Raw genomic sequence first — 24,891 nt, 5'->3', positions numbered from 1 at the left:
AGATGCTGCCGTTCTGGATCGCCCTGCAATTTCTCAGCAGCTTGCCGGTTCGCCTGCCGGGCATGCCGGAGCCCGCGCTGCTTGGCCGTTCGCTGCTGTTCTATCCGTTGGTGGGGCTGTTGTTCGGTGCATTGCTGTGGGGTTTCAACGCCTTGCTGCTCGGTACGCCGTTGCTGCTGCATGGCGCGCTGTTGCTGACGGCATGGGTGCTGCTCAGTGGCGGTCTGCACCTGGATGGCCTGGCCGACAGTGCTGACGCCTGGCTCGGAGGTTTTGGCGACCGCGAACGCACGCTGCTGATCATGAAAGACCCGCGCAGCGGACCGATTGCCGTGATCACTTTGGTATTGGTGCTGCTGCTCAAGTTCGCGGCGTTGCTGGCGCTGCTCGAACAAGGGCAGGCCCTGGTGTTGCTCATCGTGCCGGTATTGGGGCGTGCGGCGCTGCTGGGTCTGTTCCTGACCACGCCTTATGTGCGTGCCGGCGGGTTGGGCCAGGCACTCGCCGACCACCTGCCGCGACCCGCGGGGTGGCAGGTCTTGTCGGCCTGTGCGCTGGGGTGCGTGCTGGTGGCGGGCTGGACCGGGATCTCGGCGCTGATCATCGCCGCGGTGGTGTTCATCGCCTTGCGGCAGATGATGCTGCGCCGACTGGGCGGATGCACCGGCGACACGGCCGGGGCCTTGTTGGAGCTTCTTGAGATGGCGGTGTTGGTGGGGGTGGCATTGGTCTGACGCCATGCGGAGGTCCGTGGGAGCAAGGCTTGCCCGCGATGAAGACACCTCGATATCAAGCCTCACCGCGTTGACTTCATCGCGGGCAAGCCTTGCTCCCACAAGTCGCTCCCACAGGTTTCCTCGTCAAGCGATACATTTAAATTTGCATTCATCCAGTTAACGGGTATATACACGCATCATGCTTCCTTCCCAATGTCTGTGCATCAACCTGCGTCGCGCCGCCCGTGGCGTCAGCAGGTATTACGACGGCGCCCTCGACGGCTTCGGGATCAACGTTGCCCAGTATTCTTTGCTGAGCAACCTGGCGCGCCTGGATCAGCCGAGCATTTCGTCCCTGGCCGAGGCCATGGGCCTGGACCGCAGCACCCTGGGGCGCAATCTTCGGGTGCTGGAAGGCGAGGGGCTGGTGGCGCTTGCCGAGGGTGAAGACATGCGTAACCGCATCGTCGTGCTGACGCCCGCCGGACGCGACCGACTGGCGGCGGCATTGCCCGCCTGGGAAGCGGCACAACAACGATTGATCGATAAACTGGGCGCCGAGAAGCGCACGGCATTGCTGGCCTTGCTGGATGAACTGGCGTGAAGCCGGTTCGTTCGATGATAAGCGGGTATATACCCGCGAGCGGAGAATAAAAATGACATCGATGTGGCGTACCTGTGGTTGGGTCCTGGTGGGCAGCGCGCTGATCCTGGCGTTGTCCCTGGGGGTGCGGCATGGTTTCGGGCTGTTCCTGGCCCCCATGAGCACTGAGTTCGGCTGGGGCCGTGAGGTGTTCGCCTTCGCCATCGCCCTGCAGAACCTTATCTGGGGTCTGGCGCAGCCCTTTACCGGGGCACTGGCCGACCGCTTCGGTGCGGCGAAAGTGGTGATGGTCGGCGGTGTTCTCTATACCTTGGGCCTGGTGTTCATGGGGCTGTCGGATTCCGCCTGGTCGCTGTCATTGAGTGCCGGCTTGCTGATTGGTCTTGGCCTGTCCGGCACATCGTTCTCGGTGATTCTCGGGGTGGTCGGTCGCGCTGTTCCGCCGGAAAAACGCAGCCTGGGGATGGGCATCGCCAGCGCCGCCGGCTCCTTCGGCCAGTTCGCCATGTTGCCGGGCACCTTGGGCTTGATCGGTTGGCTCGGCTGGTCCGCCGCACTGCTGGCCCTGGGCTTGCTGGTGGCGCTGATCGTACCGCTGGTGAGCATGCTCAAGGACACGCCGATGCCCTTGGCCGGCCATGAACAGACCTTGTCCGAAGCGTTGCGCGAAGCGTGCAGCCATTCCGGGTTCTGGTTGCTGGCGTTCGGCTTTTTCGTCTGCGGTTTCCAGGTGGTGTTCATCGGCGTGCACCTGCCGGCCTACCTGGTGGACCAACACTTGCCGGCCAGCGTCGGCACCACCGTGCTGGCTCTGGTCGGGCTGTTCAATATCTTCGGCACCTACACCGCCGGCTGGCTCGGCGGACGTATGTCCAAGCCACGGCTGCTAACAGGGTTGTACCTGGCGCGGGCGGTGGTGATTGGTGTGTTCCTCTGGCTGCCGGTCACCACCACCACCGCCTATGCGTTCGGCATGGCGATGGGGTTCTTGTGGCTCTCCACCGTGCCCTTGACCAACGGCACCGTGGCCACCCTGTTCGGTGTGCGAAATCTCTCGATGCTGGGTGGGATCGTGTTCCTGTTCCACCAGTTGGGATCGTTCCTGGGTGGCTGGCTGGGTGGGGTCGTGTATGACCGCACCGGCAGCTACGACCTGATCTGGCAGGCCGCCGTCCTGCTCAGCCTGCTGGCGGCGGCGTTGAACTGGCCGGTGCGTGAGCGCCCGGTGGCACGTCTGCAAGTCCTGGCGGGTGCGGCATGAGTCGCGTCGGCCCCTGGTTGATTATTACCGGCGCGGTCCTGCTACTGGCGTTTGCCTGGTGGGGCTGGCATCAGGGCGGGTTGGCCTTGATGCAACTGGGCATGGGCAACTGCTGAGCGGTGGACGCATCAGGTCATGACGAGTAACGTCGTGGTCTGACATGTCTTCAAGGAAGTGCCTACATGCTGATGCGCTGGCTAGCTATCCCCACCCTGCTGCTGGTTGTGACCGGACAAGCCTGGGCAGCCGACTGCCCACCATTGCTGGAGGGTTCGTTGCCCAAGCTGCGGGCCAAGGAAACCATCGATCTGTGCCAGCGCTTCGCCGGCAAGCCGCTGGTGGTGGTCAATACCGCCAGTTTCTGCGGCTTCGCTCCCCAGTTCAAAGGCCTCGAAGCCCTGAACCAGCGCTATAAGGACCAAGGCCTGCAAGTGCTGGGCGTGCCGTCCAACGACTTCAAGCAGGAATCCAAGGATAACGCCGAGACGGCCAAGGTCTGTTACGTCAACTATGGCGTGACCTTCACCATGACCGAACCGCAACCGGTGCGCGGAGCCGACGCCATACCGTTGTTCAAGCACCTGGCCGAGCAGTCCGGGGCGCCGAAATGGAATTTCTACAAGTATGTCGTGGATCGCCAGGGTAAGGTTGTTGCCAGTTTTTCCAGCCGGATCAAGCCTGATGACCCTGAATTCATCAAGGCGGTGGAAGCGGCGATTGCTTCCAGGCCCTGACCTTCAGGCATGAAAAAGCCCCGGCTCTTTGCAGAGCACGGGGCTTTTCTTTTGCTTCGGATAACGAGGGGTTCAGGCTCGCCGTGAATCATCAGAAGCGGTAGGTTGCGCCAACACCGAAGCCGTTTGCGCTGTTTTCGTATTCAGCATTGTAAGCCTGGCCCAATGCGTTGGTACGGTTGACGTTGACCTTCTCTTCCTTGAGGTAGGAATAGGCTACGTCGATGGTCAGGTCGTCGGTCGGGCTCCAGCCAGCGCCCAGGCTGAAGATGGTCCGGTCGCCGGTCGGGATGCGTGGCGAGCGGTCGGTGTTGTTGGCAGGCGACTGGTCGAAGGACAGGCCGGTACGCAGTATCCACTGTTTGTTCAACTGGTAGGAGGTGCCGATGGCGTAGGCCCAGGTATCGTGCCAGTTTTGTTCTTCGGTGATGGTGCCAAAAAGGGTTGGGTTCAGCGCGCCGCCACCCGTTACGTCGTTGTTCACTGTGATGTCTTTCAGGCGGCTCCAGCGAGTCCAGGTGCTGCCGGCGTAGACTGTCCAGGCATCATTGATCTGCTGGGTGACCGAAAAGTCCACCGTTTCAGGTGTCGTGATGTCCAGCGAGGCGTCATAGCGTCCGCTGCTCAGGAAACCGGCAGGTGTACCTGCTCCCGGAGTTACTTCAGTATGGCCGTCGAGTTTGTACTTGACCTTGGAGTGGTAGGTCAGGCCGACACGAGTGGTATCGGTCGCCTGGACCAGCAAGCCGATGTTGTAGCCGTAGCCGATGTCGTCACCCTTGATCTTAACGTTGCCATTGCCGGGTAAGCCTGGTACGTCCAGCGCCGACTCCAACTGACCGGAAATACGGTTGATCGTCGGGCCGAAACCAATCGAAACCTTGTCATTGAAGGCATAGCTGACAGTTGGCTGGAAGGTCACGACCTTCACTTCGCTCTTGCTGCCGAAGTTACGACCTTGGAAATTGCTTTCATAGTCGGTGATCAGGCCGAACGGAGCATAGACGCCCAAGCCAAAAGCCCACTGATCGTTGATAGGGTTGACGTAGTAGCCCATCGGAACACCGGTGAGTGGAACCATGTCGCCCTTGTTGGTACCGGACTGGGTGCCGCTGGCATCGTTGATGTCAGTAGAGGCGTCAATGGCGGCAAAGCCACCGGTCACTTGCTGGCGCTTGAGGCGCGACATGCCGGCAGGGTTGCCAAATACGGTACTTGCATCATCGGCAGAGGAAGAACGACCCGCGAAACCAGTGCCCATGCCACTGATACTCTGTTCGTTCAGCTGGAAGCCGCTGGCGAACAATTGAGTGGAGGCCAAAGTTACGGCGAGGCCAAGGGTGGTTTTGAGCATCATTTTTTTCATTGTTAGAACTCCATGTGGTCACCGAGGCGAAAATTACCAACATTTTCGTTCAAGCGCTATAGCCTGTGTTGCGTGAGTTAGAGCGGTTTTGTAGGACAATCCGACCAAATTCGCGAACGTTGTAGGAAGTTTCCAAACATCCTCTTCAGCAGGCGACTTGATTCAGCGATGAAACACAGTGTTGCCAGGCGCAGGTGAAGTCCCGCAGGCGCCCTTGGGGGTGAAATGTCTGGCGCCAGATCCGGGCCATGCCCAGCAGATCGTTGGCGTCGGGAAGCGGCGTGTTCTGTTCTTCTACCAGCAGCCAGGCGATGGCAGTGGCGTAACGCAGGTTGACGGTCAATTCCAGGTGCGGACCGCTGAGAAAGGCATGTTGGCTGGCCAGGCCGCGCACGAGGCTGGCGCGTTCCGGATCCAGCGCCAGGTAATGGTCCCAGAGTGCTTGGTGACGGCATTCGGTAATGCGATACAGGCCATGGCCACGACGGTCGTGCAAGGCTGAACCCAGGCTGGACTGGCTGGCGGCAATGCCCAGCAACAAGGATTCCGCCGTTGCGCTGTGGCGCTCCAGGTACAGGAGCGTCGGACGGATCACATATCGACACAGTTCGCTGGCAGCGATACCCATAACACCCTCGAAGCGTAAGAGGGGCGGAGCCTGGAGAGTGGGGCTTGGCAGCGGTGGATCGGTCCAGGCTCCGCCGACAGCGGATCATGCCGCTTGACTTGAAGTGTAGTGTGATATTTCCGTTGTAAAGGCCTGTTTTTAAAACATCTTCCGCGAGCGGTTATAACTGTTATATCCGTTGGTGCTTAAGCCGTTTCGCTTTATCGAGGAACTTCAGGCAATAAAAAGCCCCGTTTTTTCGGGGCGTAATACTGATCATTCGAGGTTCAGTAATCATTGTGGCGAGGGGATTTATCCCCGTTGGGCTGCGAAGCAGCCCTGAATCCGCGTTCTGCCGAGTAGATCGCATTCAGCCTTTTTAGGGGCTGCTTCGCAGCCCAGCGGGGATAAATCCCCTCGCCACAGGTTCATCTACTTCCTTAAATAAAAAGCCCCGCTTTTCGGGCGGGGCCTTTGGGTTTTCAGCGCTTCTGGCGTCTCAGGCAACCAGTGCCTGACGGGTACGCTCGATCACGGCCTGCAGCGGTTCTGCGCTGGAGTATTGATCGGGGTACAGGCGTTCGCTGTGACGAGCGATGCCGTGTTCGTTGACCAGCGTGAAGCTGAAGCAGCCTTTGCGAGCGGCCATGATCAGGCAGTTCATTGGAGCAAAAGCGTTGGTTAGGGTGCGGATGGCATCCTGTGTGTGGATTTGAGTCGACATGTTATGGGTGTTCCTACAAATGACACGGTTATGAACCGTGCAACGTTAAAACGTTCCAGTAACGTCGACCACCATTGGTCGAACGAAGAACCCGACTGGAACAAAGCAGCCAGTTTGAGCGCTATATGAAAGTGCGCGCTTGGGCTGGCAGGTAGGTACTTAGGAGGGCAGGCGACACAGCAAGGGCAAAGGTTCTGGGCCCGGGGTGAAGATCCTGATCAATTTTGCAGGTTGGTTCGGTCAGAGTAATGAGCGTGGCAACACCCTTTGTATTCAGTCAAAGGCTGTGTTGGCGCAAGGTTACCTGGAAACCATCGAGGGGGTCGGTCCCTTTTATCGGTGAGGCGTCCCTTGGGATGGCTGACCGTGGAGATGTGTTCGACCCGGAATTGACTTTCAGCTTGGTACTAACGGCGCGGATGTTAACGGATCGAGCCGCACAAGGGAAGCGGGTTGTTCAAAAAATATCCAGATCCGATGCATTTGGTCGGATAGGCGGGGCGGGGGCATTGTGGCCTCTGAGTGGGGTTATCCCCAGGCTTACCGCCAAATGCATCAAGAAAGCGCACCGATATAACCAGTCTGGGTGTTACTTGTGCACACTCCCCGAGGGGGTTGTCACCGAACTGTCATGTCGCAACAATCCGGGGTGGGTGCCTGTATCCAAAATTTAAGTCAATGAAAAACATCGCTTTTTTTTACTGGTGAAAAAATCGTCAGTTTGAGCGCAGGCCCCGTCCCACAGGGCTTTCGCCCCCTTCAGGGGGGGTTGTCCACTGAGTTATCCACAGCTTCTGTGGATTGTCCCAAGCACTTGCTCTAGCACGGGCGTGCCGGTTTTTTTCAGCTTTACCCACACGAAAAAAGGAGTAGAGTGGCGCGCCTTTCGATCTGCCCCATAGTGCGTTATGAAGTTTCGCTCAGTATCAAATCCTGTTACTTCCACACCCTCTGGTGTTACCTCGCCCAAGCGCATGTCGATGCGTGTCGCCGAGTGGCTGCTCGACAACCCGCGGCTCGGAGAGAGCCCCAGCGTCAAGCACCTGGCCGGGCGCCTGCTCAAGCAACCAGCCCGCGAAGGTGTCGTGGCTGCGCAAAGTCGTTTGGGGCAGTTGATGTGCCGTGAATGCGGTAACGCCCGGGACCGGCGCATCGGCCAGGATCTGTTGCGCCAGGCTGCTCGGGCCGGGGATCATCGGGCCCGGCAGGCCCTTCTTGAAATAGAAGACTGAAATAGAAGGGTTGGAATCCAGGCTGAGCTGGGCAACCTCCAGCGGCTTGGTTAACCTTCGGGCTTTATCTGATCGGCAGGATTTGTCATGGCTATGGATTTGACCAGCCTGTTGTTGGGCCTGGCAGGCGCTGCGGTGCCGTTGCTCGCGTTGGCCTGGCACCTGCAGCGCCAGGCCAGTGCCGCGCAGACCGAAGTGGCGCTGCTGGAAGAGCGTCTGACCACCGCGCACATGGCCCATGATGGCCTGAACGCCCAACTCGATGCCCTCCGCGACGAAATCAGCGACCTGAGCCAGGCCAACGGAGCCAAGCAAGCCGAACTCGCAGCAGCCTGCCGGGAAGTCGAACTGTTGCAGATCGAGCGTGACAACGCCCGGGATGCGGCCCATGCCTGGAATCTGGAACGTGCCGGCAAAGAGGCGGAGCTGCGGCGGCTCGATGCCCAGGCGGCGTCGCTCCATGCCGAACTGCGCGAGCAACAGGAAAACCATCAGCAACGCCTGGATGACCTGCAAGGCTCGCGAGACGCGTTGCGGGCACAGTTCGCCGAGCTTGCCGGAAAAATCTTTGATGAGCGTGAGCAACGCTTCGCCGAAACCAGCCAGCAGCGCCTGGGGCAGTTGCTCGATCCGTTGAAAGAGCGCATCCAGTCTTTCGAAAAACGCGTTGAAGAAAGTTATCAGGCCGAAGCCCGGGAGCGTTTTTCCCTGGGCAAGGAGCTGGAGCGCTTGCAACAGCTGAACCTGCGCCTGAGCGATGAAGCCACCAACCTCACTCGTGCGCTCAAGGGCCAGAAGACCCAGGGGAACTGGGGCGAATTGATTCTCGAGCGGGTGCTTGAGCACGCCGGCCTGGAGAAGGGCCGTGAATATCAGACCCAGGTCAGCCTCAAGGGCCCGGATGGCGAGCGGTTCCAGCCTGACGTGTTGATTTACCTGCCCGGCGACAAGCAGGTGGTGGTCGATTCCAAGGTCAGTCTCACCGCCTATCAGCAGTACGTAGCCGCTGAAGATGACGCCATCGGCCAACTTGCCCTCAAGCAACACATCGTGTCTCTGCGGGCCCATGTCAAAGGACTGGCCGGCAAGGATTACAAACGCCTGGACGGTTTGCACAGCCTGGATTTCGTGCTGCTGTTCGTGCCCATCGAAGCGGCGTTCTCCACAGCCCTCCAAGCCGAGCCGAATCTGTTCCAGGAAGCCTTTGACCGCAACATCGTGATCGTCAGCCCGACCACATTGCTGGCAACGCTGCGGGTAATCGACAGCTTGTGGAAGCAGGAGCGCCAGAGCCAGAACGCCCGGGAGATTGCCGAGCGGGCCGGGTGGCTGTACGACAAGTTCGTGCTGTTCATCCAGGACCTGGACGAAATTGGCAGTCGCCTGCAACAGCTGGACAAGGCCTACAGCGCCGCACGCAACAAGCTGACAGAAGGGCGCGGCAACCTGGTCAGTCGCACCGAACAACTCAAGCTGCTCGGCGCCCGGGCGAGCAAGCGGTTGCCGGGTGAACTGCTTGAGCGGGCAATGACCGATGAGGATGGGCTGCCGGAGTTGCCGGAAGAAGCCGATGCCAAACCCAACGCTTGATCAGGCACTAATGCAAGCCCCGTGATTGATGCGGATCCTATGGCTGATGCAAACCTTGTGGTTGATGCAAACCCTGTGGCGAGGGGATTTATCCCCGCTTGAGTGCGCAGCACTCACAATGGAGGCTGCCGCGCAGCCTGACGGGGATAAATCCCCTCGCCACAGGTTCGATGCCTGGCCGGAGCGGCGTTGCTTCTACAACGGCAAATGCCGACTCAACAACGCCCTCAACGCCGCCGGTTTCACCGGTTTTGCCAGGTAATCCAGCCCGGCGGCGTGTACCTGGGCCACCGTCTCGGGACGGCCGTCGGCGCTGATCACCACCCCTGGCACCGGTTCACCCATGCGGGTGCGTAGCCAGGCCATCAGCTCGGTGCCGGTTTCGCCATCATCCAGATGAAAGTCCACCAGGGCCAGTTGCGGGCGTCCACCCTCGGCGAGCCAGCGCTCGCACTCTTCACGGTTGCGCGCTGTCCGGACCTGGCAGCCCCAGCGGGTCAGCAGGCTGTTCATGCCGATCAGGATGCTGTCTTCATTATCGACACACAGAACCTGCGCACCACTGGGTAAATGCCCGTTGGCTTCGGCCACGATGCTGGGCGCAGCTATCTGCGTCCGAGCCAGCGGTACGCTGACGCTGAACACACTGCCGCGTCCTGGCCAGGAGCGCACGCGCAACGTATGACCGAGTACGCGACACAGCCCGTCGGCAATGGCCAGCCCCAGGCCCAGGCCTTTTTCGGCACGGGTCTGATGGCTGTCCAGGCGTTTGAATTCTTCGAAAATCACCTGTTGCTTGTCTTCGGCAATGCCTGGGCCGCGATCCCAGACCTCCAGGCATAGCTCACCGTTGCGCCGACGCACGCCCAGCAGAACCGGCCCCTTGGCATAGCGAAAGGCATTGGTGAGGAAATTCTGCAGGATGCGCCGCAGCAACTTGATGTCGCTGTCGACCCGCAGTCGCGAGCCTCGAACGCGGAATTTCAGGCCTTGTTCCCGAGCCAGCACCGTGAACTCGGCACCGAGGGTATCGAACAGTTCATTGAGGGCGAAGGGTTTGCGGTCGGGGTTGATCTTGCCGTTTTCCAGGCGGGAAATGTCCAGCAGGTCGGTGATCAGGTCTTCGGCAGAACGCAGTGAACTGTCCAGGTGCTGTACCAACTGCCGGGCTTCGCCTGGCAAACCCTCATGCAGGTGGGACAGCGCGGCGGAGAACAGCCGAGCGGCATTGAGGGGCTGCATCAGGTCATGGCTGACGGCGGCCAGGAAGCGGGTCTTGGATTGATAGGCCGCTTCGGCGGTGCTTTTGGCTTCGGTCAGGGCTTCGTTCAGTTGCGACAACTCTCGGGTGCGTTCAGCCACCCGTTGCTCCAGTCCTTCGTTGGCTTCGGTCAGGGCCTGCGCGGCTTCGCGGAAGGCGGTGATGTCGGTGAAGCTCATGACGAAACCGCCGCCCGGCATCGGGTTGCCGATCAGCTCGATCACCCGGCCGTTCGGGAACAACCGCTCGGACGTATGGGCGCGGCCCTGGCGCATCCAGTGCAGGCGCCGGGCGACGTGGACTTCGGCTTCGCCCGGACCGCAGAGGCCGCGTTCGGCGTTGTAGCGGATGATGTCGGCAATGGGCCGGCCGACGCTGATCAAGCCGTCCGGATAATTGAACAGTTCCAGGTAGCGACGGTTCCACGCCACCAACCGGAGGGACTGGTCGACCACACTGATGCCCTGGGTTATGTTCTCGATGGCGCCCTGCAGCAAGGCCCGGTTGAACTGCAACACTTCCGAGGTTTCGTCGGCGATTCGGACGACATCCTCCAGTTGCATCTCCCGACCTTCAATCGCAGCTTTTACCACGGCCCGCGTCGACGATGCCCCGAGCACACCGGCCAGCAGGCGTTCGGTGTGGGCGATCCATTCGCTGTCGGCGTTCTGGTTCGGGTTGAAGCCCTTGCCCTGGCGGTAGGCAAAGCGGATGAAACTCTGGCGTGCCCGCTCCTCGCCGACGAAGCGTGCCGCCAGTTGCAGCAGGTCTTCGATGTGCACCGCCAGCATCGATCGTGCGCTGGGGCGGGCGCTGATCTCCTGGCCGATGAAGCGTCCGGCCTGCCAGTGCTCCGACACACGGGTGCGCGACAGCACCGAGATCCAGGCAAACAGCGTGAAGTTACCGGCCAGGGACAGAACGACGCCCTGGGTCAGCGGCCCGATCGGCAGGTTCAATGGATTCCCGTGCAGCCAGGCCAGGCCCGGGAACGCGCTCAGGGACCAGCCCAGGCTGTGGGCGGCGATCGGCAGCACCAGGGTGTAGAACCAGAGGAAAATCCCCGCGGCGAGGCCGGCGAATACACCGCGGCGGTTCGCCTGTTTCCAGTACAGCGCGCCGAGCATGGCGGGCGCCAACTGCGTGACGGCGGCGAAGGCGATCTGGCCGATGGTCGCCAGGCTCGCGGTGGAGCCCAGCAATCGATAGCTCACATAGGCCAGCAACAGGATCACCACGATGCTCACCCGACGCACCGAGAGCATCCACTGACGGAATACTTCGAACGGCCGTTCGGCGTTGTTGCGACGCAACAGCCAGGGCAGCAACATGTCATTGGAAACCATGGTGGAAAGGGCCACGCTCGCGACAATCACCATGCCGGTGGCGGCCGAGGCGCCGCCAATGAACGCCAATAACGCCAGCGCCGGATGGGCCTGCGCCAGCGGCAGGCTGATGACGAACGAGTCCGGCAGCACCGAGTTGGGCAACAGCATTTGCCCGGCGAGGGCGATGGGCACCACGAACAGCGCGGCGAGGGCCAGGTAGGCGGGGAACACCCACTTGGCCAGGCGCAGGTCCTGGGGCTCGATGTTCTCTACCACCGTCACATGAAACTGGCGCGGCAGGCAGATGATTGCCATCATCGCCACTCCCGTCTGCACCACCATGGACGGCCAGTTGATGGTTTCCTTCCAGTATTGCTCCAGGCGCGGTGCGAGCATCGCCTGGTCGAACAGGTCGTCGAAGCCGTCGTAGAGGCCGAACGTCACGAAGGCGCCGACTGCGAGGAAGGCGAACAGCTTGACCAGGGACTCGAAGGCAATGGCCAACACCATGCCACGGTGGTGCTCGGTGGCGTCGAGGTTGCGAGTGCCGAACACGATGGTGAACAAAGCCAGGATCAGCGAGACGATCAGTGCGGTGTCCTGGGCGCGGGTGCCCATGGCATCAGCGCCGGCGCCGATCAACAGGTTTACCCCGAGCACGATGCCCTTGAGCTGCAAGGCAATGTACGGCAGCACGCCCACCAGGCAGATCAGCGCGACCACCACCGCCAGCGACTGGGACTTGCCATAGCGGGCGGCGATGAAGTCGGCGATGGAGGTGATGTTCTCCTGTTTACTGATCATCACCATTTTTTGCAGGACCCACGGCATCAGCACCAGCAGCAGGATCGGCCCCAGGTAGATCGGCAGGAATGACCAGAGCTGTTCGGCCGCCTGGCCCACCGCGCCGAAGAAGGTCCAACTGGTGCAATACACCGCCAGTGACAGGCTGTAGACCCAGGCCCGTACCCGTGGAGGCAACGGCGTGCTGCGCCGGTCACCGTAGAAGGCGATGGCGAACATGATGGCCATATAGGCCAGGGCAACAACAGCGATCAGCCCGCTGGACAACGACATGGAAACTCCCGAACGAAGAACACCGGGCTTGGGCCCGGCAAGACAGTCTCGCATGCCTGCTCGGGTTCGTCAGTGTCGACCAAGGTCGAGGCGTGGTGGGGTGTCGCACTCGGGTCATGCAGTGGATTTGCGGGCCTCATCGCGAACAGGCTGGCTCCCACAGGATGTGCGACGGACACAAACTTTTCATCCACCTCAGAAAATGTGGGAGCGAGCCTGCTCGCGATGGCGGCCTTACTGCCCCAGCGCGATATCGATCAACCGATGCAACTCCTCAACCTCCAGCGGGGCACTGGCAAAGAGAATACGGAACACCGTCGGCGCCACCATGACATTGATCAACCGCTCGATGCCGGGATTCGGCGTATCGGGATAGCGCTCCAGAATGATCTGCAACTGAGCGCTGATGATGCCCACGCAGTACCCTGGCGTGGCGCAGGCCTGGATGTCGCGCATCATGTTGCGACCGGGTTCGGAACTCATTTCGTCCAGGTACTGCTCGGCCCAGGCACGCAGGTCGCCGCGCAGGCTGCCGGTGTTGGCCGGTTCGCTGTCGAGGCGCATGCGGGCAACGGCGACATCGGCCAGTAGCGCCGGCAGGTCACCCCAGCGCCGATAGATGGTGGAGGGCGTCACGCCCGCGCGCGCGGCAATCTGCGGCACGGTCAGTGTGGCGCGGTCCTGTTCCTGGAGCAGGGCGCGGACGGCCGAATGAATCGACTCTTGTACCCGGGCGCTTCTGCCGCCGGGGCGTAAACCTTCTTTAATAGCCATGGATCGGACCTTAACACAAAGAATTTGCTTTAAGCGCACGTCGGTAGCACACTCGGCAAAAGCAAAAAATTAGCTTTTGCCGATGTGTTGTGAACAGCTTCTGCGGAGTGTGCCCATGTCCCGTCCAGCTTCGACCCGTGCCAGCCTGATATTCCTGGCAATTACCTTGCTCGGTTTCCTTGCCGCCTCCAGCGCGCCGACGCCGTTGTATCACCTCTATCAGGAACACATGCAGTTTTCCCCGGCGATCCTCACGCTGATCTTCGGCGTATACGCCTTCAGTCTGTTGGCGGCCTTGCTGACCGTGGGGTCGTTGTCGGATTACCTGGGGCGCAAACCGGTGATCTTCGTGGCGCTGTTGCTCAACATGCTGGCGATGCTGCTGTTTATCAATGCCGACAGCATCGCGTGGCTGATCGGGGCCCGGTTGATCCAGGGCTTCGCCACGGGCATGGCCACCAGTGTACTGGGGGCCGCGCTGCTGGACTTCGATCGCCAGCAAGGCCCGCTGATCACCAGTGTCGCGCCCTTGCTGGGGATGGCGTGCGGGGCGCTGGGGTGTGGCTTGCTGGCGGAGTTCGCGCCGTTGCCCCTGCAACTGACCTATTGGCTGTTGCTGGGCCTGTTCCTGGCCCAGGCGATCTATCTCTGGCGCCTGAAAGAAAGTGTCAGCCCGCAACCCGGTGCCTGGCAGTCCCTGCGTCCAACCTTGCATGTGCCGCCGCAGGCGCGGCGAGCCCTGTGGCTGGTGCTGCCGCTGAACCTGGCGGCCTGGGCGGTGGGGGGTTTCTATCTGTCGTTGGCGCCGTCCCTGGTGCGGGCTGCGACCGGATCGACCTCCAACCTGATCGGCGGCGCGTTGGTGGCAGCCCTGACGCTCACCGGGGCGTTGTCGATTTACACGCTGCGTAATCAGGGCGCAGAGAAGATGCTGCGGCTTGCCGCCAGCTTATTGATGACCGGCCTCGCCCTGGTATTGATCGCCGCGCACACAGGCAGCCTGCCGTTGTTCTTCATCGGTACTCTGGTGACCGGCAGCGGTTTCGGCGCGGGTTTCCTGGGCGCGCTGCGCAGTATCATGCCGCTGGCCTTGCCCCATGAACGGGCCGGTTTGATGTCGGCATTCTATGTGCTCAGTTACCTGGCTTTCAGCTTGCCGTCGCTGCTGGCAGGGAACCTTACGCGGGTGTTCGGGTTGATCCCGACAACCGATGGCTATGGCCTGGTGCTGATCCTGTTGGCGAGCGCTGCGTTGCTGGGGCTGTTGCGTCAGGCCGCCAAGCCGGCAGGCAGTGGCGTTCGACCTTGATGCATTGAATGCAGACGGTTGAATTGAGCTAGCCTCGGCGTCTTGCCATTTATCTCTGGTGATTTCCCTTGAAGATTATTCGCAGCAAGTCCTTCACTGGCGACCGTGCCTGGGCCGCGTTGGACATCGCTAACATGAACGGCATCACCACGCGCCTGCACTGGACCGATCAGCCATACAAATGGCATGTCAATGATGGTCAGGAAGTCTTCGTGGTGCTCGATGGGCTCGTGCAGATGTGCTACCGGGAGGAGGGGGTCGAAAAAGATACCTTGCTGGGGGTTGGGGATATTTTCTACGCATCGGTCGGGACCGAGCATGTGGCCAGGCCACAGGGACCGGCGAGAATCCTGGTGATCGAAAGCGAAGGCAGTGTCTGACGTGTTATCTGTAAAATAGATAACATATAGAGAAATTACCCGTTATATCGATATTCGATCCGGCTCTAAGATGACTCCACCTCAACCGGGGACTGGAGTTCGTCATGACATGCTGCCCTGCAACAAACCGCTTGCGCCCACTGAGCCACTTGCCCAGGCCGTTGGAGGCCATTCGCCAATTCACGCCCAACTGGTTCGCCGTGACCATGGGCACCGGCGTACTTGCCCTGGCCTTGGCCCAGTGGCCGGGCGATGTGCCTGGCCTGCGTGATGTAGGTGAAGGGTTGTGGTTGTTCAATATCCTGCTGTTTGTATTATTCAGCGGTTTGTACGCTGCCCGTTGGGTGTTGTTCTTCGATGAAGCGCGGCGGATTTTCGGCCATTCAACGGTTTCGATGTTCTTCGGCACCATACCCATGGGCCTGGCGACCATCATCAACGGTTTCCTGGTGTTCGGCCTGCCGCGCTGGGGAGACGCCGTGGTGTCGCTGGCTGAAGCGTTGTGGTGGATCGATGTGGCGATGTCCCTGGCCTGTGGCGTGTTGATCCCATTCCTGATGTTTACCCGGCAGGAACACCGGATCGACCAGATGACCGCGGTGTGGTTGTTGCCGGTGGTAGCCGCCGAAGTCGCAGCCGCCAGTGGCGGGCTCTTGGCGCCGCATCTGGCAGGCGCCCATTCGCAACTGGTCATGCTGGTCACCAGCTACGTGCTTTGGGCATTTTCCCTACCGATAGCGTTCAGCATTCTGACGATTCTGCTGCTGCGCATGGCCTTGCATAAACTGCCCCACGAAAACATGGCGGCCTCGAGCTGGCTGGCCCTGGGACCAATCGGCACCGGAGCACTGGGCATGCTGGTGCTAGGCAGCGATGCTCCGATGATTTTTGCCGCCAACGGCTTGCCTGGTGTCGGTGAAATCGCCGCCGGCCTGGGGCTGGTGGCCGGTGTCACGCTATGGGGGTTCGGGTTCTGGTGGATGTTGATGGCGCTGCTGATCACGGCGCGCTACTTGCGCGAAGGCATCCCGTTCAACCTCGGCTGGTGGGGCTTTACCTTCCCGTTGGGCGTGTACGCATTGACGACGCTGAAACTGGCGAGCCTGTTGGGCCTGGGGTTCTTCAGCCTGTTCGGTTGCCTGTTGGTGGCGATGCTGGTGGTGCTGTGGCTGATCGTCGGCTGGCGCACGGTGTCAGGTGCCTGGCACGGTGAGTTGTTCGTTTCTCCGTGCATTGCCGGGCTGGCGAAATAATTGCCCGGCGGCTCCCAAGCGACGTGCCGTAGGTTAATGTGTGGCCTGGATAAAAAAACGTTATTCCAATAAGCGTCCACGCCACTCAGGAACATGGAAGATGAGTCACCCTTCGCAGTTCACCTTGCTTCGCCGGCGGCGTTTCCTGCCGTTTTTCATCACGCAATCCCTAGGGGCATTCAACGACAATGTGTTCAAGCAGTCGCTGATCCTCGCCATTCTCTATCGGCTGGCCATCGAGGGCGACGGCTCGATCTGGGTCAACCTGTGTGCACTGCTGTTCATCCTGCCGTTCTTTCTGTTCTCGGCGCTGGCGGGGCAGTTCGGGGAAAAATTCGCCAAGGATGCATTGATACGTCTGATCAAACTCGGCGAAATCGTCATCATGACAGTCGGCGCCGTGGGCTTTCTGTTCGATCATCTGTCGCTGATGCTGGTGGCGCTGTTCGCCATGGGTACCCACTCGGCGTTGTTCGGTCCGGTCAAGTATTCGATCCTGCCGCAAGCGCTGCACGAAGACGAACTGGTCGGCGGCAATGGCCTTGTGGAAATGGGCACCTTCCTGGCGATCCTCGCCGGTACCATCAGTGCCGGAGTCATGATGTCCTCGGCCCACTACGCACCGGTGGTGTCGACCGCGATCATCGGCATCGCCGTGCTCGGTTACCTGGCCAGCCGCAGCATTCCCCGGGCGGCAGCCGCTTCGCCGCAGATGCGCCTGAACTGGAACATCTTCAGCCAGTCCTGGGCCACCCTGAAACTGGGCCTGGGGCAGACCCCTGCGGTGTCCCGCTCCATCGTCGGCAACTCCTGGTTCTGGTTTGTCGGAGCGATTTACCTGACGCAGATCCCGGCGTACGCCAAAGACTGGATGCACGGCGACGAAACCGTGGTGACCTTGATCCTGACGGTGTTTTCGGTGGGAATCGCCCTGGGCTCGCTGCTCTGCGAAAAGTTGTCCGGGCGCAAAGTCGAGATCGGCCTGGTGCCGTTCGGTTCGTTCGGCCTGACGGTGTTCGGGCTATTGTTGTGGTGGCATTCCGGTGGAATTCCCGACAGTGTCGACGGCCATGGCTGGCTCGAACTGCTCGGCTTCGGCCATGCCTGGCTGGTGCTGGTCGACATCCTTGGCCTCGGCGTGTTTGGCGGTTTCTATATCGTGCCGCTGTACGCGCTGATCCAGGCGCGCACCGCCGAAAACGAGCGGGCACGGGTGATTGCTGCCAACAATATTCTCAACGCCTTGTTCATGGTGGTCTCGGCCATTGTCTCCATCGTGTTGCTGAGCCTGGCCAAGCTGTCGATCCCGCAACTGTTCCTGGTGGTGTCGCTGCTGAACATCGGCGTCAACGCCTACATCTTCAAGATCGTCCCCGAGTTCACCATGCGCTTCATGATCTGGCTGCTGAGCCATTCCATGTACCGCGTTGAGCATCGCAACCTGGATGCCATTCCCGATGACGGTGCAGCGCTATTGGTCTGCAATCACGTTTCCTTCGTTGATGCGTTGCTGATTGGCGGCGCGGTGCGTCGGCCGATTCGCTTCGTGATGTACTACAAGATCTACAACCTGCCGGTACTGAACTTCATCTTCCGCACTGCCGGGACCATTCCGATCGCGGGGCGCCAGGAAGATATCCACATCTACGAAAAGGCCTTCAAACGCATCGCTCAGTACCTCGCGGACGGTGAGCTGGTTTGCATCTTTCCTGAAGGCAAGTTGACCGCTGATGGTGAGATCAATGAGTTCAAGAGCGGCTTGACGCGCATCCTGCAGGAAACACCGGTGCCGGTGATTCCCCTGGCGCTGCAGGGCTTATGGGGCAGTTTCTTCAGTCGCGATCCGGCCAAGGGCATGTTTCGCCGGTTTTGGTCGCGGGTGACCCTGGTGGCTGGGCCGGCGGTGGCGGTGGAGATGGCTGAGCCGGCCAGGCTGCAAGTGTTGGTCGGCGAGTTGCGTGGGAGTGTCAGGTAAACACTCGGACCTTGTGGGTCCCCAATCTGTGGGAGCAAGGCTTGCCCGCGATGGCGGTCTTGAGATCGCTATCGCGGGCAAGCCTTGCTCCCACAGACCCTGTTTCCACAGGCTCTATTTGCAAAGGGTCTAGGCGCTGACCTTAAGCCCGATCAACCCCGCAACGATCAACGCCACGCTGACCAACCGAACCAGCGCCATCGACTCACCAAATAGAATAATCCCGGCGATTACCGTGCCCACGGCGCCGACTCCGGTCCAGATCGCATAGGCGGTGCCCAGTGGCAATTCCTTCATGGCAAGGCCGAGCAGGCCGAGGCTGATCGCCATGGCCGCAACCGTCAATGCAGTGGGGAGAGGGCGGCTGAAGCCGTCGGTGTATTTCAGGCCGACAGCCCAGCCGACTTCGAACAGGCCGGCAAAAAACAGAATGATCCAGGACATCGAGCACCTCCATCAGTGGATGGGGTCGTCCCCGGACTGACACTTGATCGGCGGGTGGGATCAAGTGGCGGGGTCGTCCCCGCGCTGAAAGGGTAGAGTGCCCATTCCTGGACACTCGATCAAGCCTGCTGTCAGTCGGCCGCTTGCGCGGCGGCGAGCGCTTCGCGGTCCTGCTTTTCGCTCATGCGGCGGAAGTAGGTTGAGAGCAGCGCCCCGGAGATGTTGTGCCAGACGCTGAACAACGCACTGGGTACCGCCGCCAATGGCGAAAAGTGCGCGCTCGCCAGGGCCGCACCCAGACCGGAGTTCTGCATACCGACTTCCAGTGCCAGAGTCTTGCGTTGGGCCAATGGAAAGCCGAACAGGCGCCCGGTGAAATACCCCAGCAGGTAACCGAAGCTGTTGTGCAATATCACAATGGCCATGATCAGCAGGCCGGATTCGGCGATCTTCGCCTGACTGGCCGCCACCACCGCAGTCACGATGATCACGATGCTCACCACAGATATCAGTGGCAGTACTTCTACGGCATGACGAACCCGGGCGCCCAGCAGGCGTTGGGCGATGATGCCCAGTGCAATCGGCAACAGCACGATTTGCAGGATCGACCAGAACAGCGCCGAGAACGACACCGGCAACCAGGCCGAGGCCAGCAACCAGATCAGCGCCGGGGTCAGCAGGGGAGCCAACAGGGTTGTGATCGCTGAGATCGCCACGGCCAGGGCCAGGTCGCCGCGGGCCAGCCAGGTCATGACATTGGATGACGTGCCGCTTGGGCAACAGCCCACCAGAATTACACCGACGGCGATCTCTGGTGGCAGGCCGAACACTTGGCAAAGCAACCACGCGGAACCGGGCATGATGACGAATTGGGCGATGACCCCCAAGGCCACGCGCCCTGGACGACGGGCCACCTCAGAGAAATCTTCCAGCTTGAGCGCCAGGCCCATGCCAAACATCACCAGCCCCAGCAAGGGCACGATGGCGACTTTCAGTCCCACGAACCACTGTGGTAGCAGGAATGCCACGATGGCGAAAATCAGTACCCAGTAAGCGAAGGTATTGCCGACAAAGCGGCTCAGTGCAGCCAATGCGCGCATGACCAGATCCTTGTTATTAGTAATTGAAACCACACAAAACCAATGTGGGAGCGAGCCTGCTCGCGAAAGCGGTGTGACAGTCAGTAAAATGTCGACTGGCATACCGCTTTCGCGAGCAGGCTCGCTCCCACAGGGGTAACGCTATGTCGTCAGATCCCCTGAGGTGTCTCTTCCCCGCCCAACGCTTCAACCAGCGCCGGCAAGAATTCGCCGAAGGTCAACATCATCAGCGTGAAGCTGGCGTCCAGTTGGCCGAGGGCTTCATCGCCGCCGTCCTGTTCCGCCTGGTCCTGCAACAGATCTTCAAACTTCAGGCGCTTGACCACCATTTTGTCATCGAGGACAAACGACAGCTTGTCCTGCCAGGCCAGCGACAGTTGCGTCACCACCTTGCCGGTGTTGAGGTGCAGCTGGATTTCGTCGCTGGTCAGGTCCTGGCGCTTGCAGCGCACGATGCCACCGTCTTCATGGGTGTCGCGCAGCTCGCATTCGTCCAGCACGAAGAAGTCATCCGCGGCTTTCTGGGTCTTGACCCAGTCGGTCATGATAGCGGTCGGAGCGGTCTTGACGGTCAGAGGACGCACCGGCAGCGAGCCGATGACTTCGCGCAGGGTGGAGAGCAGGTCTTCGGCGCGCTTCGGGCTGGCGGAGTTGACCAGGATCAGCCCCTGTTTTGGCGCGATGGCGGCGAAGGTCGAGGAGCGACGAATGAATGCACGTGGCAGGAATGCCTGGATGATTTCATCCTTGATCTGGTCCCGTTCCTTTTTATAGACCTTGCGCATTTGCTCGGCTTCGATCTCTTCGACCTTTTCCTTCACCGCATCGCGTACGACGCTGCCAGGCAGGATGCGTTCTTCCTTGCGTGCGGCGATCAACAGGAAATCCTGGCTGACATGCACCAGCGGAGCGTCTTCGCCCTTGCCGAACGGCGCTACGAAACCGTAAGTGGTCAACTCCTGGCTTGCACATGGACGCGCCAGTTTGCTGGCCAGTGCAGTTTCCAACGCCTCGGCATCAAAAGGCAGATCTTGGGTCAGGCGATAGATAAGCAGGTTTTTGAACCACATGGGGTGAGTCTCTCCTTTATACAAAGGAGCGCATTATTCTCTTCGCGACGCCATAGGCCAACCCTTCGCTAAGCCTTTGGAAGACCTGAGGAAATTAATTTAAAAAGTGCTTGCCAGCTTGGAAGACGCTCCGTAGAATGCGCGCCACACCGAAAGCGAAGGGTGATTAGCTCAGCCGGGAGAGCGTCTGCCTTACAAGCAGAATGTCGGCGGTTCGATCCCGTCATCACCCACCATTCGTTTCAAGTGTTACGCGCAGCGGTAGTTCAGTCGGTTAGAATACCGGCCTGTCACGCCGGGGGTCGCGGGTTCGAGTCCCGTCCGCTGCGCCATATTCGGTTATCTGGAATACTGAACGCCAGATGACCACCAGGAAGCCCGCTTACGCGGGCTTTTTGCTGTTTGCGATTCCTGCGGTGCGTATCGATTACTTTTTTCTGATTTTGCTAATTAAATCAGCACATTACGAAAAATTGTGAGAGAATGCGCCCCGCATCGAGAGTGAAGGGTGATTAGCTCAGCCGGGAGAGCGTCTGCCTTACAAGCAGAATGTCGGCGGTTCGATCCCGTCATCACCCACCAAACTTTCAGTGTTACGCGCAGCGGTAGTTCAGTCGGTTAGAATACCGGCCTGTCACGCCGGGGGTCGCGGGTTCGAGTCCCGTCCGCTGCGCCATATTCGATGACCTGGAATACTGAACGCCAGGTCACCAACAAAAAGCCCGCTCAATGAGCGGGCTTTTTGTTGCCTGCCGTTTGAGTGGGCACGCCTTGGCGGGCCCTGGTTGCGTTCCCACGCGGAGCGTGGGAATGATCATTCCCGAGGCATTTATCTACTGCTCGGCATTCCGGCTGTGACGGTAATCGCTGACCGCTTCGTACACCGCTTTGCGCAAGCGGTTGATGCCGCCGATAGGGCGGTGCGCCTCAATGCCGAACCATGGATTGAACGACTGGTTGTCGCAGGCCAGGTTCAGCTTGGGGGTGTCGAAATCCTGGGGCGGCACCTTGATTCGCGCCACCGTCTCGAACGGTGCGTCGCTTTCTCGCCATTCAATGCTGGTGTCCTCGATCGGCATATACTTGTCGGGGTCCTGGCGTTGGATCTGCAGGACAAAACACGCCGGCACCCGGTCTGTGGATAACTGCTGACGCAATGCACTGCGCAGGAAGTTCGGCAGTGCCTGGTTTTGTGCCGGCAGGGTATAGCTTGGGCAACTGTCCGGGTCTGGCGCTACGCGAAACTTGGCGTTGGCCTCGCCGAACTTGTAGGGCGATACCGAAAAATATGTAGTCTGGGTCGGACTGGCGGGAGGCGGTGACAGCGTCGCCAGGGCGATGAACAGATGGCGGATCTGCCAGCTGCGCGGATCCAGTCCTGGGAAGAACGCCATGACCTTTTTTCCGTCGGCTTGGGCGGCCAGGTTCTGACGGTACTCGGCGACATCACTTACGAAAAAATTCGGGTGATTGAACATCACGAAATCCTGTTCGCCCTGTGACTGTCGGTCCGCCAACAGTGGCTTGCCCGGAACATTCAGCAGTTTGATGGCCATCCCTCGCGCATCCCGCAGGCTATCGAATTGCGGGTACGCGTTGCCGTTGGACAGCCGCATCGTCGCTTGCCAGACCTTTCCCGGCTCGGCAAACACGCCCTGACGCAGGGGAGCCGGGAGGTCGCTCGATACCTGGACTTCGGCCATCACGCAGCCATGTGCCTTGGCATGGGCGTCTCGCAGATAACGCGTACCTTCGCGATGCTGATCGACGATGCGGATGGCAGTCTGGATGATCTCCTGGGTCATGGCAGCTTCGCCGGGTGGCGTCTGTTCCTGGTCCGACACCGGTCCGCTGTATTGCCAGGCGAACCACGCGGTGGCGAGCGCCCAGCCGAGCACGCCGATGCCCAGCAGCCACAGGAGTGTCTTGCCCAGAAAGGCGCCGAGGCGCAGCCAGAGCGTGATCAACATGGGTCAGTCCTTTTGCCTGAGAGGTTCATCATTACAGTTGCGACTCCAGCGGCCCGCCCAGCACCTTGAGGTACTCCAGCAATGCCCAGCGCTCCTGCGGTTGCAGCAGGCGACCGATTACCCCGTTACCCCGCTCGCCGGCGCGGAATTCATGACCGCTGTTGTGGTTCCCGGTGATCCGGGTGTCGAAGAGAAAACCATTGGTAAAGGCTTCGGTGCGATAACCCAGGTGCCGGGGGTCGTACTCGAAGCTGCCTTTATAGAAGGTGGTCGCTCGTTCGTCCTGAGGGGACAGCAATTGATAGATCGTCGGCACTGAGCCGTTATGCAGGAACGGTGGCGTGGCCCAGACGCCGGCCAGTGGCCGGGCCTTGTACGCGCGCAGTTCGCGTACGCCGATGGGCAGGCCGAAGCCATCCATGGCCGGCCGCTCGACCGGGGTGACGCCGGCGTCGCGGTAGGCACGGTTTTCGACGAACGCTGTGACGTAGGCCAGGCCCTTGGCGACTGAAACCCGGCTCAGGTCCAGCGGTTGCGTGGGCGCCGGGTGCAGTTGCACGTCCAGTTTCGCCAGTTCGGCCGGGTCCCATTGCAGGCTGCTCAGGTCGAAACGGTGATCGGCAATGTTATTGGCCGTGCCCGGGTCGGTGCCGATCACCTTCACTGGCAGCATGTGCAGTTGCTGGACCGGTCTGTCGGGGCCCTGGACCACCTTGGGCACATGGCAGCCGGCGCAGTTTTCCGCGAACAACGCCCGGCCTTTGGCGGCGAGGGGTTTATCGATCGAACCCAGGAGCGCTTCCGGCCACACCGGGGGTTTGAGCAGTTGCAGGGTTTCTTCAATCGTATGCAGGTCGCGCACACGTACGCTGGAGGGGTAGCGCGCATCGCCCTGCAACGGCTTGCCCTGGGCGTCGAAGAAATTCAGGGTGGCGCCCACTCCCAGTGCTTCACCGACGTTGCGGGCCATCGGTTGTTGAGCCGAGCCGTTCCATTGCACCCAGTCGAAGGTCCAGATGTCCCACAGCTGCGGGTAATCCACCGGGGCATCGGCGACCCGGTAATTCGACGCCGAAATGGCATCGCCGAAACTGGCATTGGCAATGCGGCCAAACGCGTCGGTACGACCAGGTCCTTCTTCGGTGGGGTAGAGGCCACGGTGCGTGTCATTCCAGGCGACCCGCAAGAATGTGTCCAGGGAGTCCTTGAATGCCTTGCGCAATGCGTCATGGCGGGCATCGTCGTAATCCTGGCCCAGAACCTGGCGAGCGAAGCGTTCGAATTTCCACGGGTTGTAGTAGGTCGAGGCGAGGCTGGCGACCAGTGCCTGCCCGAAGCTGCCACCGCGCAAAGTCGGCACGCTGGAGGGCAGCACGTGTTGCGCCGAGCCGCCGTCGATCCGTATTGCCTGGCCCTTGAAGCGCAATTCACCGGTGTGGCAGGCGGCGCAGGTGATATCCAGGAATTGCTCGGTGCTGCCCGGGTTCTGGTGTCGCGCAAAACCCACCGGCAAGTTGCCGGGATTGTCTTGGGAGGCTTTTTGCGCCGGATCGACCAGAAAGCCGAAGCGTGCCAGGTATTCGGGCGATGCGAAGCGCTGCTGCGAGAACGGCAGTTCGAGGGCCGTAAACCACTCGTAGCGCAGACCTTTGACCTGCGTCCCCTGGGGCGTGAAGTAATACGTCTGGCGCTCGGCGGCACTCCATTGATCCAGGTAGTGCACCTGTTCGACAGGGGTGTAGAGCGGCAGGCGGGGATTGGCGACGTAATAAAGCACTACGGCCACGGCGATCAGCACCAGCACGAGGAGCAGCAGGAAAATGCGAGAGAGGAGGCGCACGGTCACGTCCTTGTTTTTTTGATACGCCCTTATGCCTCAGTGCTGCGCGGCCGGCAAGTGGCCATTATTTTCTGCCTGCATGAACTGAACCACTGTGGGAGCGAGCCTGCTCGCGAAGGCGGTCTGTCAGTCACATTCGTTTCGACTGGAACACCGCTTCGCGAGCAGGCTCGCTCCCACAGTGCTTTTGGTGCGGTCGCTATGTCCATGTACGTAACAAATGACAGAAGCTTCATCCTGCAACCATGAAAAGCATTTGTGGTACCTGAACTTATC

Annotated in this window: 20 protein-coding genes and 4 tRNA genes; 14 read left to right on the top strand and 10 right to left on the bottom strand. The window is 60.5% G+C overall.

Annotated elements, in window-relative coordinates:
• Window positions 1-2: 2 nt before the first annotated feature.
• From QZH45_RS22810 to QZH45_RS22795, 4 genes are all read left to right on the top strand, one after another.
• The gene (locus tag QZH45_RS22810) at window positions 3-734 is read left to right on the top strand and encodes an adenosylcobinamide-GDP ribazoletransferase (protein ID WP_055135202.1); all 732 of its coding nucleotides are present in this window, start codon (window positions 3-5) and stop codon (window positions 732-734) included.
• 181 nt (window positions 735-915) lie between these two features.
• On the top strand, window positions 916-1,320 hold the full coding sequence (locus QZH45_RS22805; protein WP_024779717.1) for a MarR family winged helix-turn-helix transcriptional regulator: 405 nt from the start codon (window positions 916-918) through the stop codon (window positions 1,318-1,320).
• A gap of 61 nt (window positions 1,321-1,381) precedes the next feature.
• Window positions 1,382-2,581 carry an MFS transporter gene (locus QZH45_RS22800; RefSeq protein ID WP_392396964.1) on the top strand — a complete coding sequence of 400 codons (1,200 nt, stop codon included), beginning with the start codon at window positions 1,382-1,384 and terminating at the stop codon, window positions 2,579-2,581.
• Window positions 2,582-2,763: 182 nt separating this feature from the next.
• The gene (locus QZH45_RS22795) at window positions 2,764-3,315 is read left to right on the top strand and encodes a glutathione peroxidase (RefSeq protein WP_053192459.1); all 552 of its coding nucleotides are present in this window, start codon (window positions 2,764-2,766) and stop codon (window positions 3,313-3,315) included.
• A 91-nt stretch (window positions 3,316-3,406) separates the two neighbouring features.
• Here the strand turns inward: QZH45_RS22795 and QZH45_RS22790 are convergent, their stop codons facing one another.
• The 3 genes from QZH45_RS22790 to QZH45_RS22780 all read right to left on the bottom strand — a co-directional run bounded on the left by QZH45_RS22790 (window position 3,407) and on the right by QZH45_RS22780 (window position 6,012).
• Window positions 3,407-4,681 (bottom strand): OmpP1/FadL family transporter, encoded by a 1,275-nt coding sequence (locus QZH45_RS22790; RefSeq protein ID WP_024779714.1) that lies wholly within the window; start codon window positions 4,679-4,681, stop codon window positions 3,407-3,409.
• A 145-nt stretch (window positions 4,682-4,826) separates the two neighbouring features.
• Window positions 4,827-5,309, bottom strand: coding sequence for a hypothetical protein (locus tag QZH45_RS22785; protein WP_024779713.1), 483 nt, complete (start codon window positions 5,307-5,309; stop codon window positions 4,827-4,829).
• 478 nt (window positions 5,310-5,787) lie between these two features.
• Complete coding sequence (locus QZH45_RS22780) at window positions 5,788-6,012, bottom strand: hypothetical protein (protein WP_007898912.1); 225 nt, start codon at window positions 6,010-6,012, stop codon at window positions 5,788-5,790.
• 908 nt (window positions 6,013-6,920) lie between these two features.
• Here QZH45_RS22780 and QZH45_RS22775 point away from each other — a divergent pair.
• Together QZH45_RS22775 and rmuC are read left to right on the top strand one after the other, a co-directional pair.
• The gene (locus QZH45_RS22775; protein ID WP_081036506.1) at window positions 6,921-7,244 is read left to right on the top strand and encodes a hypothetical protein; all 324 of its coding nucleotides are present in this window, start codon (window positions 6,921-6,923) and stop codon (window positions 7,242-7,244) included.
• Window positions 7,245-7,445: 201 nt separating this feature from the next.
• Window positions 7,446-8,834: a DNA recombination protein RmuC gene (gene rmuC, locus QZH45_RS22770; protein WP_167355739.1), complete on the top strand. Its 1,389-nt coding sequence runs from the start codon at window positions 7,446-7,448 to the stop codon at window positions 8,832-8,834.
• A gap of 195 nt (window positions 8,835-9,029) precedes the next feature.
• Here rmuC and QZH45_RS22765 read toward each other — a convergent pair whose 3' ends face one another.
• Both QZH45_RS22765 and QZH45_RS22760 read right to left on the bottom strand, forming a co-directional pair.
• Complete coding sequence (locus QZH45_RS22765) at window positions 9,030-12,500, bottom strand: hybrid sensor histidine kinase/response regulator (protein ID WP_024779710.1); 3,471 nt, start codon at window positions 12,498-12,500, stop codon at window positions 9,030-9,032.
• 234 nt (window positions 12,501-12,734) lie between these two features.
• Window positions 12,735-13,274 (bottom strand): TetR/AcrR family transcriptional regulator, encoded by a 540-nt coding sequence (locus QZH45_RS22760; RefSeq protein ID WP_024779709.1) that lies wholly within the window; start codon window positions 13,272-13,274, stop codon window positions 12,735-12,737.
• 115 nt (window positions 13,275-13,389) lie between these two features.
• On the opposite strand from QZH45_RS22760, the gene QZH45_RS22755 reads away from it, so the two are divergent.
• The 4 genes from QZH45_RS22755 to QZH45_RS22740 all read left to right on the top strand — a co-directional run bounded on the left by QZH45_RS22755 (window position 13,390) and on the right by QZH45_RS22740 (window position 18,191).
• Window positions 13,390-14,583, top strand: a complete 1,194-nt coding sequence (locus tag QZH45_RS22755) for an MFS transporter (protein WP_053192464.1) — start codon at window positions 13,390-13,392, stop codon at window positions 14,581-14,583.
• 68 nt (window positions 14,584-14,651) lie between these two features.
• Window positions 14,652-14,963, top strand: a complete 312-nt coding sequence (locus QZH45_RS22750; protein ID WP_024779707.1) for a cupin — start codon at window positions 14,652-14,654, stop codon at window positions 14,961-14,963.
• 104 nt (window positions 14,964-15,067) lie between these two features.
• Window positions 15,068-16,216: a TDT family transporter gene (locus QZH45_RS22745; RefSeq protein ID WP_024779706.1), complete on the top strand. Its 1,149-nt coding sequence runs from the start codon at window positions 15,068-15,070 to the stop codon at window positions 16,214-16,216.
• A gap of 100 nt (window positions 16,217-16,316) precedes the next feature.
• Entirely contained in the window at window positions 16,317-18,191 is a 1,875-nt protein-coding gene (locus tag QZH45_RS22740; protein ID WP_432783565.1) for an MFS transporter, read from the top strand.
• Window positions 18,192-18,320: 129 nt separating this feature from the next.
• Here the strand turns inward: QZH45_RS22740 and sugE are convergent, their stop codons facing one another.
• From sugE to rdgC, 3 genes are all read right to left on the bottom strand, one after another.
• Window positions 18,321-18,635 carry a quaternary ammonium compound efflux SMR transporter SugE gene (gene sugE, locus QZH45_RS22735; protein ID WP_024779704.1) on the bottom strand — a complete coding sequence of 105 codons (315 nt, stop codon included), beginning with the start codon at window positions 18,633-18,635 and terminating at the stop codon, window positions 18,321-18,323.
• Window positions 18,636-18,766: 131 nt separating this feature from the next.
• Window positions 18,767-19,735 (bottom strand): bile acid:sodium symporter family protein, encoded by a 969-nt coding sequence (locus tag QZH45_RS22730; RefSeq protein WP_053192469.1) that lies wholly within the window; start codon window positions 19,733-19,735, stop codon window positions 18,767-18,769.
• Window positions 19,736-19,884: 149 nt separating this feature from the next.
• Window positions 19,885-20,805, bottom strand: a complete 921-nt coding sequence (rdgC, locus tag QZH45_RS22725) for a recombination-associated protein RdgC (protein ID WP_024779702.1) — start codon at window positions 20,803-20,805, stop codon at window positions 19,885-19,887.
• Window positions 20,806-20,965: 160 nt separating this feature from the next.
• On the opposite strand from rdgC, the gene QZH45_RS22720 reads away from it, so the two are divergent.
• From QZH45_RS22720 to QZH45_RS22705, 4 genes are all read left to right on the top strand, one after another.
• A tRNA-Val gene (locus tag QZH45_RS22720) sits at window positions 20,966-21,041 on the top strand.
• A 19-nt stretch (window positions 21,042-21,060) separates the two neighbouring features.
• A tRNA-Asp gene (locus QZH45_RS22715) sits at window positions 21,061-21,137 on the top strand.
• Window positions 21,138-21,311: 174 nt separating this feature from the next.
• Window positions 21,312-21,387 (top strand) — tRNA-Val (locus QZH45_RS22710).
• Window positions 21,388-21,404: 17 nt separating this feature from the next.
• Window positions 21,405-21,481 (top strand) — tRNA-Asp (locus QZH45_RS22705).
• Between the two features lie 157 nt (window positions 21,482-21,638).
• Here the strand turns inward: QZH45_RS22705 and QZH45_RS22700 are convergent.
• Window positions 21,639-22,775 carry a catalase family protein gene (locus QZH45_RS22700; RefSeq protein ID WP_053192471.1) on the bottom strand — a complete coding sequence of 379 codons (1,137 nt, stop codon included), beginning with the start codon at window positions 22,773-22,775 and terminating at the stop codon, window positions 21,639-21,641.
• 31 nt (window positions 22,776-22,806) lie between these two features.
• Window positions 22,807-24,615, bottom strand: coding sequence for a di-heme-cytochrome C peroxidase (locus tag QZH45_RS22695; RefSeq protein WP_055135783.1), 1,809 nt, complete (start codon window positions 24,613-24,615; stop codon window positions 22,807-22,809).
• Window positions 24,616-24,891: the final 276 nt, after the last annotated feature.

This window comes from Pseudomonas corrugata (assembly GCF_050920615.1).
Taxonomy (GTDB): domain Bacteria; phylum Pseudomonadota; class Gammaproteobacteria; order Pseudomonadales; family Pseudomonadaceae; genus Aquipseudomonas; species Aquipseudomonas corrugata.
This window is presented reverse-complemented; position numbering and strand designations above follow the sequence as displayed.